Genomic DNA, 14,081 nt, shown 5'->3' on the forward strand with positions numbered 1-14,081 from the left:
GAAAGATGGGATGAGTGCTATGCCGGCTGGGACGGTTCGGTAGCTGGCTACCAGCGCGCACTCGCTTTGGTCCGAGCCGCAGATTGCCGTGTCGCCAGGAGACTTGCTAGACCTGAGCTTCGATATCGGCAAGAGAAGGAACGTCCGGCAGTCTGGCGTCTCATCTGCAAGAGATGCCTGCGTCAACGCCTTCACGGCTGGGGGCCTGGCATCCTCAGGCCATGTTTGGCTGAGGCCAGAAGGAATCAGTGGTAGGCCGTGTTGGACTTGAACCAACGACCAAAGGATTCAGGTTGGCACAGGTTTCCCTGTTCCCTGGACTATCTCATCACCCCCAGCCGAACTGGTAGGGTGCCGGGCGCTCGTGGGGTGCTTATCGGATTGGCTCCTCACACCCTAGTCTCTGCACCTTCCCGCCTACCGGTCTTTCGACCTGCCTTCGGCGGGCTTGGCTCAGGGTTGCCTTGGCTTGCGCTGTAGGTTTCCCTGAATTCACCCGGTTTTTCCAACGGCGGTTACCCACCGAGGTCACCTTTTGATGAGTCCTCTGCTCTAACCAACTGAGCTAACGGCCCACTGATCTCGCTGACATCCAACGAGACCAACATTGTGACATGGGCGCGGACCTGCTCTCGATCAGCCCGGAGCCATCAACGTTCACCTGATGCAGTTCCCCAAAAGGGGCATGTGTGCATGAACGCAAGTTGGCTCTGGCAGGTGCGCAGAGACACACTGGCCGTAAACTTCTTGAACGCAATAGATGTGGTTGCCTCGACACTGGCTTGACCCCTGTCTACCCTGGGCAACTCGGCCGTTCTAGAGGCTGATTTCTGCCACAGTTTTGCCACAGTCAGAAGTAGAATTGAGTGGTCCGGAGTCAACTCCGGTCAAAAAAAGTCATTTGTTTTCAACCACTTAGCTTTCGCGACCTGTTGAAGACTGGGCGGTTTTTTGGCTCATAATCCTTTGGTCGTTGGTTCAAGTCCAACACGGCCTACCAATCACAGACCCTGGTGGTGTCTTTCGCTCCCCGGTGGTGCATCTCCGTGTTCACCGGTCTAGCATGGTCTTCTTCAACACCGCGAGGAGACCCCCATGACCCCGACCCGCCAGGAACACGACTCCTTCGGTGTGGTGGATGTGCCCTCCGAGCGCCTGTGGGGCGCGCAAACGCAGCGCTCTAGCCACCACTTCGCGATTTCCACTGAGCGCATGCCCACGGTGCTGATCCATGCCCTGGCGTCGGTCAAACGGGCGGGGGCCATGGTCAATCGGGACTTGGGCCTGCTGTCGCCCGACAAGGCCGGGGCCATCATGGCGGCCGCCGACGAGGTGATGTCGGGCCAGCACGAGGCGGAGTTCCCTTTGTCCGTCTGGCAGACCGGCTCGGGCACCCAGACCCACATGAACATGAACGAGGTGCTGGCCAACCGGGCCTCCGAGCTGCTGAAAGGGTCGCGTGGCATGCAGCGTCTGATCCACCCCAATGACGATGTCAATCTGGGGCAGTCGTCCAACGATGTGTTCCCGACCGCCATGCACCTGGCGGCGGCGCTGGGCATCGTCGAGCAACTCCTGCCGGCGCTGGAGTCTTTGCGTGCCACCCTGGCAGACAAGGCCACGGCGTTTGTCGACATCCTCAAGATCGGGCGCACGCACCTGCAGGACGCCACCCCGCTCACGCTGGGGCAGGAGTTCTCCGGCTATGTGGCCCAGCTCAGTCAGGCTCAGCGGGCCATGCATCAGGCCTTGCCCTGTCTGTACCCCTTGGCCATCGGGGGCACGGCGGTGGGCACCGGGCTCAATACGCATCCGGACTTCGGCGCACGGGTGGCGGCCGAGCTGGCGCGCACCCATGGCCTGCCCTTCACCAGTGCCGGGAACAAGTTTGCGGCGCTGGCGGCCCACGATGGCCTGGTGACGGTCCATGGGGCGCTCAAGACCCTGGCGGTGGCGCTGATGAAGATCGCCAACGACATCCGCAGCCTGGCCTCGGGCCCACGGTCGGGGCTGGGCGAGATCCGCATCCCCGAGAACGAACCCGGCAGCTCCATCATGCCCGGCAAGGTCAACCCCACACAGTGCGAGGCACTGACCATGCTGTGCTGTCAGGTGATGGGCAACGATGTGGCCCTGACCATGGGTGCGGCCAGCGGCCAGTTCGAGCTCAATGTCTACAAGCCCCTGCTGGCGCACAACCTCATGCAAAGCATCCGTCTGCTGAGCGATGGCATGCGCAGCTTCCAGGCCCATTGCGTCCGTGGCATCGAGCCTGATCGGGTGCGCATCGCCGAGCATCTGGGCCGCTCCCTGATGCTGGTGACGGCGCTGGTGCCGCACATCGGCTACGACCGGGCGGCGGAGATCGCCAAGCTGGCCCACCAGCAGGGCCGCAGCCTGCGTGAGGCGGCACTGGCCCTGGGCCATGCCACCCCGGAGCAGTTGGACGTGTGGCTGGATCCGGCGGCCATGGTCCACGCCCACGGCCTGCATTTCTGTTAGCGTGCCGCATGGATTCTGGTGAGACGAGCGTGGCGCCACCCTGGCGCATCCACTGCGACGGCAGTGCCTTTCCCAACCCCGGCCGCATGGGCCTGGGGGCTGTCATGGTCGCGCCCGATGGCACGCGCTACACCCTGTCGCAGGCCAGCGAGGCACGCGGCTGCAACAACGAGGCCGAGCTGAGGGCCTTGATGGCGGCGCTGCAGGCGGTGCGGGCGCAGGGGGCGGTGGCACTGCAGGTTTTCAGCGACAACAGCATCCTCATCGAGCAGCTCGGGGTGCGCGGTGCGCCACCCATCGTGCGCCTGGCCAGCCTGTTCGATGAGGCCAGGGCCCTGCTGTCAGGGTTCGAGCGCGTGACCTTGCAGTGGATCCCGCGCCATCGCAATGGCGAGGCCGATGCCCTGGCGCGTGCGGCGCTGGGCATGGCGCCCAAGCCGCAGGGGGGGCAGGCCGGGCGTCGGCGCTGAGGCCGACACTGCCCTCAGCGGTAGAAGACCTCGACCTTGCCCTTGAGCTTGATCGTCAGGGCGCGGCCCTTGCGGTCGAGCGTCTTGCCGGCGGGCACCTTGATCCAGCCTTCGCTGATGCAGTATTCCTCGACATCGAAACGCTCCTTGTCATTGAAGCGGATGCCGATGTCGTGCTCGAACACGGCCGCGACATGGTGCGGGCTGCGTGGGTCGATGGACAGGTGGTCGGGCAGTTCGGGGCGGGAGGTGGCTTGATTCATGGGTTCACTTCAGTCGTCAGACGGGCGCCAGTGTAGTGGACGCTGCGCCAGCCCGCGCGCTCAGGCCAGGGTCTTGGGCTGGCCGTCGGGCCCCGGTGGGCCGCCACGATGCTGTTTGCTCCAGCTGTAGTCCGCGGGCAGCTCGTCGCTGACCCCGGGCTTGCCGACCGAATCACCCAGTTCGGAGTTGGTGACCACGTGGTTGTTCAGGGGGCGGCCCTGCGCATCCTTTTCCTTGCGCTTGGCTTCGGAGAAGGCCAGCGCGGGCAGCAACTGATCGTCCGTGAAGGTCTCCACATAAGGGATGCCGTTGGAGAGCCAGTACACGACGATGCTCATGGTGTGTGTCCGATCCTTCAGCGATGGAAGAGCAGATGGGCCATGGCCGCCGAGGCCAGGCGGGTGCGGACGTTGTCGATCGGGTTGCTCAGGATCACGGGCACCCGTGCCCCCATCACGATGCCGGCAATGTCGGCATGGGCGAAGTGGGCCAGTTGCTTGACCAGCATGTTGGCGGCTTCCAGATTGGGCACCATCAGCACATTGGCCTGTCCGGCCACGGTGGACTGAGGGTACTTGCGGCTGGCCACTTCGGGCTTGATGGCCGCGTCAAAGGTCATGGGGCCGTCGACCTCACCCCCGGTGATGTCGTTGCGCTCGTGCATCTTGCACAGCACGGCGGCGTCCGTCGACGAATCCAGGTTGCTGTTGAAGGCTTCAGCCGCCGACAGGATGGCCACGCGCGGTTGCTCGATGTCCAGCAGATGCGCCAGGTCGATGGCGTTCTGGACGATGTCGCGCTTGTCCTCCAGCGAGGGCGAGACATTGACCTCGGCGTCGGTGATGATGAGGGGCTGGGCGTAGCTGGGAACGTCGGCCACGTAGGCATGCGAGACGCGGCGCGTGGTGCGCAGACCACCGGCATGCCTGAGCACGACGTGCAGCAGGGTGTGCACAGGGATGCTGCCCTGCATGATGGCGGCGACCTCTTTGGCGCGTGCCATGTCCACGGCCACGGTGGCGGCTTCCAGGGCCGAGCCTGCCTCATGCCAGTCGCAGGCGCCCAGGTCGAGCCCGGCAGCCCGGGCGGTGTCGGCGATGCGTGCGCTGTCACCAATGAGCACTGGGCGCAGCAGGCCGGCCTGGGCGGCTTCCACCACCGCCTTGAGGGTGTGGAGCTCTTCGGGGTAGACCACGGCGCAGCGCAGCGCGCTGGACTTGTCCACCAGGGCGATCAGCTTTTCAAAGCGCTCCAGACGCTGCAGACGCATCTTGGGCAGGGTGGCTTGCGGGCGGCGGACCTTGGTGGTGGGCGCCATGATCTCGGCTTCGCCGACGATCACGTTCTTGCCGTTCTGGTTGGTGCAGACGCAGTCGAGCACGACCACGTTCTTGTCCTTCTTCTCCTTGACCGTCAGGGTCACGGCCACCGTGTCGCCCAGGCTGACCGGGCGCACGAAGCGCATGTTCTGGCCCATGTAGATGGTGCCCGGGCCGGGCAACTGGGTGCCCAGTACGGTCGAGATCAGGGTGCCGCCCCACATGCCGTGGGCGATCACCTTCTGGAAGGGCGTCTCCTTGGCGTAGGCATCGTCCAGGTGGGCGGGGTTGACGTCTCCGCTGAGGATGGCGAAGGCGTCGATGTCGTCCTTCGTCAGGGTGCGGGTCAAGGTGGCGCTGTCACCCACGGCGAGTTCGTCGTAGGTGCGGTTTTCCAGCATGGCTGGTGTGTACTCCTGATTCATCGGCCTCAGCTTCATGTCCTAAATAGCGAGGGACGAATGTGCCATGGCCTCGGCTCTTGAAACGTAAGCAAATGTTGGTGTTTGACCTTCTTGCCACGTTGCGTCAACTGCGGTCAGCGGGTTATCCCCGCAAGCTGTGGATAACCTTGTTGGAAAGTGCTGTGCAAACCACCTTCTCCCCCGGGCAGACCTTGCATTGCTGAGAAATGAGGCAGTTTGATGACAGCTATTCCATGGATGGCGATCACATCATGGCAGCGGGCGCACCAGCCTGACGGGCAGCCTGCTTTGCTTGGACACGTCGTCGCGGGCTTCGCCGTCGCTCAGGTTGACGGCCCAGCCCTGCAGCGCGGGGGGCTGGCCATCGTCGCTGGTGCGACCCCGCATGACGTTGCCATAGTTGTACTGATTGAAGTTGCCCCCCGTACGGAGGTTGGCGGTCATTGACCAGTACCAGCCGCGTGGCGCGGCGGGGAACAGCACGGGGTCCACACCGGGCGGCGTGACGCCTTTGCTCACCAGGCGCTTGAGTTCCGTCACCCGAGGCAGGCGCCAGCCCAATGAATCGGCCTGCCGGCGGGCGGCGGCCAGGCCCATGGCGCCCGCGTGATCGACCAGCTTGGGCTTGCCCGTGCAGGTCTGGCCGTTCCAGGACATGCCTTCCACGCAACGTGACCACGCCAGGCGGGCGCGGGTGTTGATCACTTCGGTGCCATCGGCCGATGGCACGAGACGGGGCGCGTTGGGCGCATCGGGGGAGGGGGCCGCGCAGGCGCTCACCAGGGCCAGTTGGGACAGCAGCGAACCTGCGACCCAGCGCAGTCGAGGATGGAGCGACGTCATGGCTGGACATGGTACAAGCTGACGGGAGCGTGTGCACACTGTTGCGTCCTCGGTGGTGTGTCGTATGCTGCGCATTGCATATCCATGCCAAGGAGGGGCAGCATGTCGGAGACCAGCCATCGTCGTGTGGGCGCCTTGATGCGCGCCTTGTTCGAGATCCTCATGTCGTCGCCAGACGGATTGCCCGCGCCCGAGGCGCTGGCGCGGCTGGCGGGCACCTTCCCGCTCACGCCACAGGAGCTGGCGCCGGATCCTTCGGGAGAGCCTCACTTTGAAGCGGTGCTGGGCGACGCTGCCCAGGAGGCCCTCAAGGCGGGCTGGCTGCAGCAGGAGCAGGGGGCCTGGCAGGTCACGGACGAGGGGCGCGAAGCCTACGGCAGACTGACCGACCCGAAGGCGTTCTACGAGGGCGCCTGCCAGCTCGCCCGACAACGGACCCATGGGGCCCCATCCAAATCCTTTGATGCCTACAAGCGCAGCAAGCCACCCATGGCGGGGGCGATACCGCCCGAGGCGCCGGAGTTCAGTGTGCAGCGGATCGATACACGCGAGCTGTCCATCTCGGCCGTGACGGAGAGCGGCACCGGTGTCAAGGTCTGGTTTGGCACGGATCGCAACCGGGTGAGCGATGCCCCACGCCCGGCTCTGAGCTTCGGCTCGGATCGCAGTGCGGAGGACGACACCTTGTCGCTGGGGCATGTGGAGGTGTCCATCCCCTCGACCCACCAGGAAGGCGACATCGAGCGCCCATCGTGGTGGCGCCTGGAGTTCAGTGAGGACCCTGACAAGCACATGGTCGTGCGCAGCTTGCAGGTGCTGGATCAGGCCGAATGGGTGCAGGATGCTGCGCATGCGGGCGCCGAGGGGCTGTTGTTTGTCCACGGTTTCAATGTCACCTTCGAAGAGGCGGTGCTGCGGGCCGCCCAGCTGGCCTTCGATCTCAAGTTCGCGGGCGTGCCGCTGTGCTACAGCTGGGCCTCGGTCGGGGACACGGAGGACTACATCCAGGATGAGCAGACCGTGGAGTGGTCGACCGACAACCTGCGGCGTTTCCTGGAGCTGGTGACCACGAAGCTGGGCCTCAAGACCCTGCATGTGATCTGTCACAGCATGGGCAATCGGGCCCTGACCCGTGTGCTGAGCCAATGGGCCGAGCAGCCGGGGCAGGCCCCCATCGGCCAGGTGGTGCTGGCCGCGCCGGATGTGGACACGGGCCTGTTCAAGCAATTGGTGGCCCGCTTCAAACCCGAGTGGCAGGTGACCCTGTATGCCTCGCGAACGGACCGCGCCATCCTGGCCTCACGGCTGCTGCACGACAACCCGCGTGCGGGTGATGCCAAGCCGCCCTGTGTCATGCCGCGTGTCGTGACGGTGGATGTCAGCAGCGCCGGGGCGCAGATGCTGGGCCTGGGGCACAGCTATTTCGCTGCGGCCAGCACGGTGTTCACCGATCTGTACTACCTGCTGCGCAATGTGCCCGTGGATCAGCGCAAGAGTGTCTGCAAGGCGCCCTCCGGCGGCTATTTCGTGCTGCCCTGACTGCCCCTCGGCCAGCCACACCGGTGCGGATCAAGCCCGGTTGAGGCTGTCGAAGGACTGGCCTGAGGCCACCAACTGCACCAGCAGCGGTGCGGGGGCCCAGAACAGCGGGTCCTCCTGAGCGAACGCGCGGATGTCGGCCAGGATCGTGGGCAGACCCACGATGTCTGCCCACTTCATGGGGCCGCCGCGATGGCGCGGGAAGCCGTAGCCGTGCACCATGGCCACATCCACGTCCAGGGGGCGCAGGGCAATGCCTTCCGCCACGACCTTGGCCCCTTCGTTGACCATGGCGGCCAGGTAGCGGCGCTGCAGTTCGTCCTGTGTGAAGCGCCGTGGTGTCACGCCCGCCTTGGCACGCTCTTCGGCCACGATGGCTTCGACCTCGGGGTCGGGCTGGCCGGTACGGGCGCCGTTGGCGTAGAGATACCAGCCTCGCCCGGTCTTCTGGCCGAACCAGCCTCGCTCACACAGCCGGTCGGCGATGGGCACATAGCGGGCGCGTGGATCGCGCGTGGCCGCGCGTCGCTTGCGGGTGGCCCAGCCGATGTCGCCGCCAGCCAGGTCGCTCACCTCGTAGGGGCCCATGGGGTAACCGAAGGCGCGGGCCATCTGGTCGATCTCATACGGGCTGGCACCGTCTTCCATCATGAAGTCCGCCGCCTGGCGGTAGACGGCCAGGATGCGGTTGCCGATGAAGCCATCGCACACGCCGGCCCGCACGGGCACCTTCTTGAGACGCCGGGCCAGCTCGAACCCCGTGGCGACCACGTCGGCGCTCACCTGGGCGGGCACGACGATCTCCAGCAGTTTCATGATGTTGGCAGGCGAGAAGAAGTGCAGGCCCACCACGTCCCCGGGGCGAGAGACGCTGGCAGCGATCTCGTTGACGTCGAGGTAGGAGGTGTTGGTGGCCAGCACGGCACCTGCGCGGCAGACGCGGTCCAGCTCGGCAAACACGGCCTTCTTGACGGCCATGTCCTCGAACACGGCTTCGATGACGATGTCGGCATGGGCCAGGGCATCGTAGGTGGTCGAGCCATGAAAGCGCGACAGCACGGCGGCCTTGCCGTCCTCTGTCATGCGCGCCTTCTGGATGAGTCCGTCGTAGACCTTGGCCACACGTGACCGGCCCAGGGTGAGTGCGGCTTCGTCACGCTCGATCATGGTCACCGTCAGACCGGCATCCAGCAAGGCCACGGCGATGCCGGCGCCCATGGTGCCGCCACCGATCACGCCCACATGCTGGAAGGGGCGGGGACGGGCGGCGCGGGTTTCGGGGGCCTTGGCCACTTCGCGCTCGGCCAGGAAGGCGTGGATCAGGCCGGCGCGCTGCGGGCTCTCCAGGCATTGGGTGAACAGCTCACGCTCGGTGGCCAGGCCTTGCTCGAAGGGCAGGTCCAGTGCGGCCTGCACGCAATCGACGATCTTGCCGGGCGAGAACAGTCCGCGTTTTTTCTGCACGTCGGCGCGGGCGGCATCGATGGCCGCCTGCTGGGCCGCGCGATCGGCCAGGGCATCGGTCTGCGCGCTGCTGCGGCGCACGGGGCTGCCATCCGACAGCAGGCTGCGGGCATAGGCGATGCCCTCGGCGGCGATGTCATCGCTGGTGGCCAGGTGATCGATCAGGCCCAGGCGCAGGGCCTCTCTGGCACTGGCGTGGCGCCCCGTGAGCATCAGGTCCAGGGCGGCTTGCGCGCCGATCAGGCGTGGCGTGCGCTGGGTGCCTCCGGCGCCGGGCAGCAGGCCCAGGGCCACTTCGGGCAGGCCCAGGCGGGCCGTGTCGGTGGCCAGGCGGTAGTGGGCGGACAGGGCCACCTCCAGGCCGCCACCCAGGGCCGCGCCATGGATGGCCGCGATCACCAGTTTGGGACAGGCTTCGATGAGGGCACCAACCTCTGGCAGCGAGGGGGCTTGCGGCGGCAGGCCGAACTCGCGGATGTCGGCGCCGGCGATGAAGTTGCTGCCCGCGCCGCAGATCACCACGGCGTGGACGGCTGGGTCAGCGCTGGTTTCTTCGATGGCGCGTTGCAAGCCGCGACGCACGGCGGTGCTCAGGGCATTGACCGGCGGGTTGGAGATCGTCACCAGGGCGATGTGATCGCTCACGGTGGTGGTGACAACGTTCGCGGCAGGTGTGGCTTCCATGGTGCGGAGTCAGACGTGGCAGATGTGCTGACACTGTGCCACGGAACGGCCCGCGCGCCGGCGCTCAGTCGTCCATGGCCTGTTGCTTGCGCTGAGCATGGTAGGCCGTCATCACGCGATGGGCCACCAGGTCCAGTGCGGGGCGGGTATTGCCCTGCTTGTCGGTCCAGACCTTGGGGGTCAGGCTGCCGGCCAGGGCGAGGGAATCGCCGTCTTCCAGGGCCATCAAGGCCGTGCAGGCCTGGGCATCGAAGGCGATCACGTTCACGATCAACTGGTCGCCCTCGCCCGTGGTGGCCAGCACCTTGGCCACGCTGAAGGGTTTGCCGTGCTTGTCCTGCCGCTGGTCCGGGGCGCCGTGCAGTTTGCCGACGATGAGTCCGTCAATCATGTGTGCTTTCTGCCCCGTGCGGGGCGGTGAGGCGCTCATTAGACCTCACTCGTCCTGGGGAACCACCATGTGTCCACTGTCGAGGAACTTGTCGAAGTGGATCTGGCTGGGGTCGATCCCCGCCTGGGTCATGACGGCGATGCAGGCATCGATCATCTGCGGGGGGCCGCACAGGTAGGCCTGGTGCTCGTTCAAGCGGTCGCCCACGATGGCATGCAGTTGTTCGTGGATCAGGCCGCGCTGGCCGGCCCAGGCGCTGTGTGCGGGTTCGGTGGACAGCACGGGGATGAACTGGAAGCGCCCGGTCCAGCGGCGCCGGATCTGATCGATCTCGTCCAGGGCATACAGATCCTTCTCGGTGCGTGCGCCCAGGATCAAGGTGACGTGGCGATGGCCCTGGTGATCCTCGATGGCCTGTTCGAGCAAGGCCTTGATGGGGGCCAGGCCGCTGCCCCCGGCGATGCACAGCAAGGGCTGGAGGCCCGGGCGCAACTGGAAGTCCCCGTAGGGCCCCTGGAGGCTCAGCGAGCTGCCCACCACCGCCTGCTCGAAGAGCCATTCGGTGAAGGCGCCCCCATGGGTCTTGCGGATGAAAAAGTCGACCCGCTGAGGACGCTGCGGATCATGGGCCGAGGCAAAGGAAAAGCTGCGGCCTTCGCCGACACAGCGATCGGCCTCGGCGGGTACGATCAGATCGGCATACTGGCCGGCGGTGTAGGGCATGGCTTGTTGGAGCTCAAGCACCACATGCAGGATGTCGTGGGTGAGGTGCCGCAGGCTCTGGATCCGGCCTTCGGTCTCGATGATCGGGTGGGCCGCTGCGCCCTGCCGCAGGGCGACTTCGATGACGACATCCGAGCGGGGCAGGCTCTGGCAGGCCAGGATGTAGTTCTGCTGGAGTTCCTCCGCCGAGAGCAGATAGCTCTTGTCGGTCAACTCCTTGACCTTGCCTTGCACCAGCTTGCATTTGCATTCGCCACACCCGCCGACGCGGCAGTTGTAGGGGAAGGCAATGCCTTGGTTGATGGCGGCCAGCAGCAGGCTCTCCTTGGTGGAGGCGCGGACCGTGGTGCCAGGAGAATTGATCTGGAGATTGAACTCCGTGGGGCCGCGACGAAACAGGCGATCGAACACAGACTCGCTCCTTGAAACGGTGACGGCCAACCGGTGGGATGCACCGGTCGGCCATCGAAGGGGGGGTAGGGCGTCAGGCGAGCTTGGCGTTGACGATCTTCAGGCCACGCATGCCGCTGTTTGCGCTGGCTTGCTGTGCCAGTTTGCGTTCAGCGGGGGTGGCGTGCTTTTCATCCCAGTCGTTCAAGGCCGGGGTCATCATCTTCTTGAACAGGGGCGGCACCAGGGCGATCAGCAGCATCGACAGGTAGCCGGCCGGCAGCATGGGCGCGGTCGGGTAGGCATACAGCGTCCAGTACGGGGCTTCACCTTCGGCATGGTGGTGCGAGTGGCGCGCCAGGCTGTAGAGCACATTGGTGCTGCCCCAGTGGTTGGAGTTCCAGGAGTGGCGGGGCTGCACGGGCTGGCCCGGCACACGCACCAAGCCGTAGTGCTCAAAGTAGTTGGTGATCTCCAGGTACTGCTTGCCGACAAAGGCCAGCAGTGCCCAGAAGCCCACGCCAGCCCAACCCGCCATCAGGTAGGCGACCAGGAACATGCACAGGTTCTCGAGGTTGCCACGCAGGAAGGGGCTGGCCAGGGGGTTCCACACCGACTTGCCCAGCTTGGCCAGACGGGCCTTTTCCACCTGATAGGCGTGCACATAGCTCACGATGGTCGAGCGCACAGTGAACTGGTAGAAGCTCTCGCCGCGACGTGCCGTGGCGGGGTCCTCCGGCGTGGCGACGCGCACATGGTGGCCGTACACGTGTTCGATGGCAAACGAGGTGTCGCAGGTGAAGGCCAGCATCCAGCGCCCCATGAAGAGGTCGAAGGGCTTGCCGGTGCGGTGGGTGAGCTCATGCCCGGTCACCGTGCCGCCCACGGCGTTCATCAGGCCGACCGAGACGATGCAGCCGGCCCACATGCCCCAGTGGTCAGTGGCAGCGCGGGCCGCGAACAGGTCAACATTCAGGTGTTGTTGCACCCAGGCCCCGAAACCCAGGACATCGGTGGAGCTGAACATCCACATGACGAGGAAGTTGAGCACAGCCAGCAGCGGCAAGATCGTGTAGAGCGGCAGGTTCAGCAGCCAGCGGATCTGGACCTTGGGCGGCTCGGAGGTGTCGCGCGGCATGAACATGTCGGCCGCCAGAAACACGGTGATCGCAAAGAGGAAGGGCGACCACATCCACCAGCCGCCATGTGACACGGCCCAGATGAAGAGCACGGACAGCCCGGGCATCATCCAGCCTTTGAGATATTTCGACATTGCAGTCTCCTGTATCGATTCGTTGAGCTTGTACGGCCTTGGAAACGATTCCCTCGGCGCCTCGCTGACCTGAGGTTTTCAGGCCATGGAGGCGACTCTATGGATCTGGGAAAAATTAACCCTGATCAAGATCTGGAGGGATGGAGAAGCGGAGTCTGGCGATATCGCGGCGGCGTATTGCGGATGGTCAGGGCATGAGGACGAGTTCTTCAAAGGCCACACCCTTGACGCGCCCGGGCAAGCCTTGTTCATGCAGATAGTCGTTGGTGGCGGCATGCAGTGCTGCGCCGTAGCGTTTCATGCCTTCGCGGCCCTTGAGGTCTTCATAGGACAGGGTGGCGGCCACGTCGCGCACGAGCACCGTCAGGGCGGCGTTGTAGTCCTGCAAGGACTGGGGGTCATCCACGCTCTTGAGCTCGAAATTGACCTTCACGGCCATCATCCGCCCATCCGAGAGTTGCGAGACGACCTTGTCGAGCCCCAGCCAGACGGGGCGCGGCCGCTCTGTCCCTGAGGTGGCGCCCAGCATCGAGTAGGCCCAGACCAGGGCGGCGGTCAGCAAGACACCCAGGCCGACGAGCAGGCCCGGGGTCCAGTCGCGGCGATCGGTGGCGGTGGGGGCGGTCAGAGTCGATGACATCCAGGCGTCCTCAGGGCAGTTCACGAAGTCGCCAAGGTACTACGGCCGAGGGGCACTTCGACGGCACAAGCGGGCCTGGCATGCGACATACGCACGCCCTGCGCTCATTGAAACCCGGGGCCCTCCAGCTCCTGTTGCATCAGCTCGATCTGCTGGCGCAACTGGTCGGCCTGCTGTTGCCAGTACATGGCCGTGCCGAACCACGGAAAGGCCGCGGGGAAGGCCGGATCGTGCCAGCGGCGCGCCAGCCAGGCACTGTGGTGGATCAGGCGCAGGGTGCGCAGGGCCTCGACCAGGGTCCACTCCCGCCAGTCGAAATCCTCCATGCTTTCATAGCCCTCCATGAGGGCGTACAGGGCGCTTTGACGCTCGCGGCGGTGGCCTCCCAGCAGCATCCAGAGGTCCTGCACGGCCGGGCCGTTGCAGGCGTCGTCCAGGTCGACGAAGTGAGGGCCTTCGGGCGTCCACAGCATATTGCCCAGGTGGCAGTCGCCGTGCAGGCGGCCGGTGCGCAGGCCGGGCACGCGGTCGAAGCAGGCCTGGGCCAGGTCCAGCGCCTGGGCCGTGACATCCAGCCAGATGCGGCGCTGGGGATCGGGCAGATCGCCATGCTCGTCCAGCCAGCGCCAGGCGCTGCGCCCAACCTGCTCGACGCTCAGGGTGTGGCGGTGCTCGAAGGGCGACTGGCGGCCCACGGCGTGCAGGCGGGCCATGAGGCGGCCGATCCATTGCAGCACCTCGGGGTCGTCCAGTTCGGGGGCTCGGCCGCCACGGCGCGGGCTGATGCTGAAGCGGTGCTGCACGCCGTCGCGCGACCACATGGCCAGGGTGGGGGGCGAGCCCAGCACGCGGGCCACATCGTTGTTGACGCCGTGCAGGGGCAGGGGGGCCACGGCCGGGATGTCGGCCTGGGCCAGGTCGTGCGAGAAGGTGTGTTCCTCGACGATCTGTGCGTCGCTCCAGCGGCCAGGGCGGTAGAACTTGGCCACCACCATCTGGCCGTCGCTCAGGCCGACCTGGAAGACCCGGTTCTCGTAGGAGTTCAGGGGCATCAGGCGCCCGTCGGGGTCCAGTCCGACGGCCACCAGGGCGTCGATCACGACATCGGGAGTGAGCTGGGCGTAGGGCGTGAGGTCATCGGTCATGCCCGATGG

Annotated in this window: 13 protein-coding genes; 3 read left to right on the forward strand and 10 right to left on the reverse strand. The window is 65.7% G+C overall.

Annotated features, from left to right (window positions below):
* The first annotated feature begins 1,095 nt into the window (after positions 1 to 1,095).
* Entirely contained in the window at positions 1,096 to 2,502 is a 1,407-nt protein-coding gene (fumC, locus tag VFW84_RS08125) for a class II fumarate hydratase (protein ID WP_329679948.1), read from the forward strand.
* A gap of 8 nt (positions 2,503 to 2,510) precedes the next feature.
* Positions 2,511 to 2,972 (forward strand): ribonuclease HI family protein, encoded by a 462-nt coding sequence (locus VFW84_RS08130; RefSeq protein WP_329679949.1) that lies wholly within the window; start codon positions 2,511 to 2,513, stop codon positions 2,970 to 2,972.
* A 14-nt stretch (positions 2,973 to 2,986) separates the two neighbouring features.
* Here the strand turns inward: VFW84_RS08130 and VFW84_RS08135 are convergent, their stop codons facing one another.
* The 4 genes from VFW84_RS08135 to VFW84_RS08150 form a co-directional block, all read right to left on the reverse strand.
* Entirely contained in the window at positions 2,987 to 3,235 is a 249-nt protein-coding gene (locus VFW84_RS08135; RefSeq protein ID WP_329679950.1) for a DUF3297 family protein, read from the reverse strand.
* Positions 3,236 to 3,295: 60 nt separating this feature from the next.
* Positions 3,296 to 3,574: a hypothetical protein gene (locus tag VFW84_RS08140; protein WP_329679951.1), complete on the reverse strand. Its 279-nt coding sequence runs from the start codon at positions 3,572 to 3,574 to the stop codon at positions 3,296 to 3,298.
* 17 nt (positions 3,575 to 3,591) lie between these two features.
* Positions 3,592 to 4,980 carry a bifunctional enoyl-CoA hydratase/phosphate acetyltransferase gene (locus VFW84_RS08145; RefSeq protein ID WP_329679952.1) on the reverse strand — a complete coding sequence of 463 codons (1,389 nt, stop codon included), beginning with the start codon at positions 4,978 to 4,980 and terminating at the stop codon, positions 3,592 to 3,594.
* 249 nt (positions 4,981 to 5,229) lie between these two features.
* Entirely contained in the window at positions 5,230 to 5,823 is a 594-nt protein-coding gene (locus tag VFW84_RS08150; RefSeq protein ID WP_329679953.1) for a DUF1566 domain-containing protein, read from the reverse strand.
* A gap of 102 nt (positions 5,824 to 5,925) precedes the next feature.
* Here VFW84_RS08150 and VFW84_RS08155 point away from each other — a divergent pair, with 102 nt between their 5' ends.
* A complete protein-coding gene (locus VFW84_RS08155) occupies positions 5,926 to 7,362 on the forward strand; it encodes an alpha/beta fold hydrolase (protein WP_329679954.1) in 1,437 nt (478 codons plus the stop codon).
* Positions 7,363 to 7,392: 30 nt separating this feature from the next.
* Here VFW84_RS08155 and VFW84_RS08160 read toward each other — a convergent pair whose 3' ends face one another.
* The 6 genes from VFW84_RS08160 to VFW84_RS08185 all read right to left on the reverse strand — a co-directional run bounded on the left by VFW84_RS08160 (position 7,393) and on the right by VFW84_RS08185 (position 14,072).
* On the reverse strand, positions 7,393 to 9,510 hold the full coding sequence (locus VFW84_RS08160; protein ID WP_329679955.1) for a 3-hydroxyacyl-CoA dehydrogenase NAD-binding domain-containing protein: 2,118 nt from the start codon (positions 9,508 to 9,510) through the stop codon (positions 7,393 to 7,395).
* 64 nt (positions 9,511 to 9,574) lie between these two features.
* Complete coding sequence (locus tag VFW84_RS08165) at positions 9,575 to 9,901, reverse strand: single-stranded DNA-binding protein (protein ID WP_329679956.1); 327 nt, start codon at positions 9,899 to 9,901, stop codon at positions 9,575 to 9,577.
* A 45-nt stretch (positions 9,902 to 9,946) separates the two neighbouring features.
* A complete protein-coding gene (locus VFW84_RS08170) occupies positions 9,947 to 11,035 on the reverse strand; it encodes a 2Fe-2S iron-sulfur cluster binding domain-containing protein (RefSeq protein WP_329679957.1) in 1,089 nt (362 codons plus the stop codon).
* Between the two features lie 73 nt (positions 11,036 to 11,108).
* Positions 11,109 to 12,287, reverse strand: coding sequence for an alkane 1-monooxygenase (locus tag VFW84_RS08175; RefSeq protein WP_329679958.1), 1,179 nt, complete (start codon positions 12,285 to 12,287; stop codon positions 11,109 to 11,111).
* Between the two features lie 187 nt (positions 12,288 to 12,474).
* Entirely contained in the window at positions 12,475 to 12,927 is a 453-nt protein-coding gene (locus tag VFW84_RS08180) for a flagellar basal body-associated FliL family protein (RefSeq protein ID WP_329679959.1), read from the reverse strand.
* Positions 12,928 to 13,031: 104 nt separating this feature from the next.
* The gene (locus tag VFW84_RS08185) at positions 13,032 to 14,072 is read right to left on the reverse strand and encodes a serine/threonine protein kinase (RefSeq protein WP_329679960.1); all 1,041 of its coding nucleotides are present in this window, start codon (positions 14,070 to 14,072) and stop codon (positions 13,032 to 13,034) included.
* Between the last annotated feature and the right edge of the window lie 9 nt (positions 14,073 to 14,081).

The sequence above is a fragment of the Aquabacterium sp. genome (assembly GCF_036279655.1).
Taxonomy (GTDB): domain Bacteria; phylum Pseudomonadota; class Gammaproteobacteria; order Burkholderiales; family Burkholderiaceae_C; genus Aquabacterium.

Coding starts and splice junctions, on each gene's coding strand:
- VFW84_RS08160 (WP_329679955.1), bottom strand. CDS start 9,510: ATGGAAGCCACACCTGCCGCGAACGTTGTCACCACCACCGTGAGCGAT.
- VFW84_RS08150 (WP_329679953.1), bottom strand. CDS start 5,823: ATGACGTCGCTCCATCCTCGACTGCGCTGGGTCGCAGGTTCGCTGCTG.
- VFW84_RS08145 (WP_329679952.1), bottom strand. CDS start 4,980: ATGAATCAGGAGTACACACCAGCCATGCTGGAAAACCGCACCTACGAC.
- fumC (WP_329679948.1), top strand. CDS start 1,096: ATGACCCCGACCCGCCAGGAACACGACTCCTTCGGTGTGGTGGATGTG.
- VFW84_RS08185 (WP_329679960.1), bottom strand. CDS start 14,072: ATGACCGATGACCTCACGCCCTACGCCCAGCTCACTCCCGATGTCGTG.
- VFW84_RS08165 (WP_329679956.1), bottom strand. CDS start 9,901: ATGATTGACGGACTCATCGTCGGCAAACTGCACGGCGCCCCGGACCAG.
- VFW84_RS08180 (WP_329679959.1), bottom strand. CDS start 12,927: ATGTCATCGACTCTGACCGCCCCCACCGCCACCGATCGCCGCGACTGG.
- VFW84_RS08140 (WP_329679951.1), bottom strand. CDS start 3,574: ATGAGCATCGTCGTGTACTGGCTCTCCAACGGCATCCCTTATGTGGAG.
- VFW84_RS08155 (WP_329679954.1), top strand. CDS start 5,926: ATGTCGGAGACCAGCCATCGTCGTGTGGGCGCCTTGATGCGCGCCTTG.
- VFW84_RS08135 (WP_329679950.1), bottom strand. CDS start 3,235: ATGAATCAAGCCACCTCCCGCCCCGAACTGCCCGACCACCTGTCCATC.
- VFW84_RS08130 (WP_329679949.1), top strand. CDS start 2,511: ATGGATTCTGGTGAGACGAGCGTGGCGCCACCCTGGCGCATCCACTGC.
- VFW84_RS08175 (WP_329679958.1), bottom strand. CDS start 12,287: ATGTCGAAATATCTCAAAGGCTGGATGATGCCCGGGCTGTCCGTGCTC.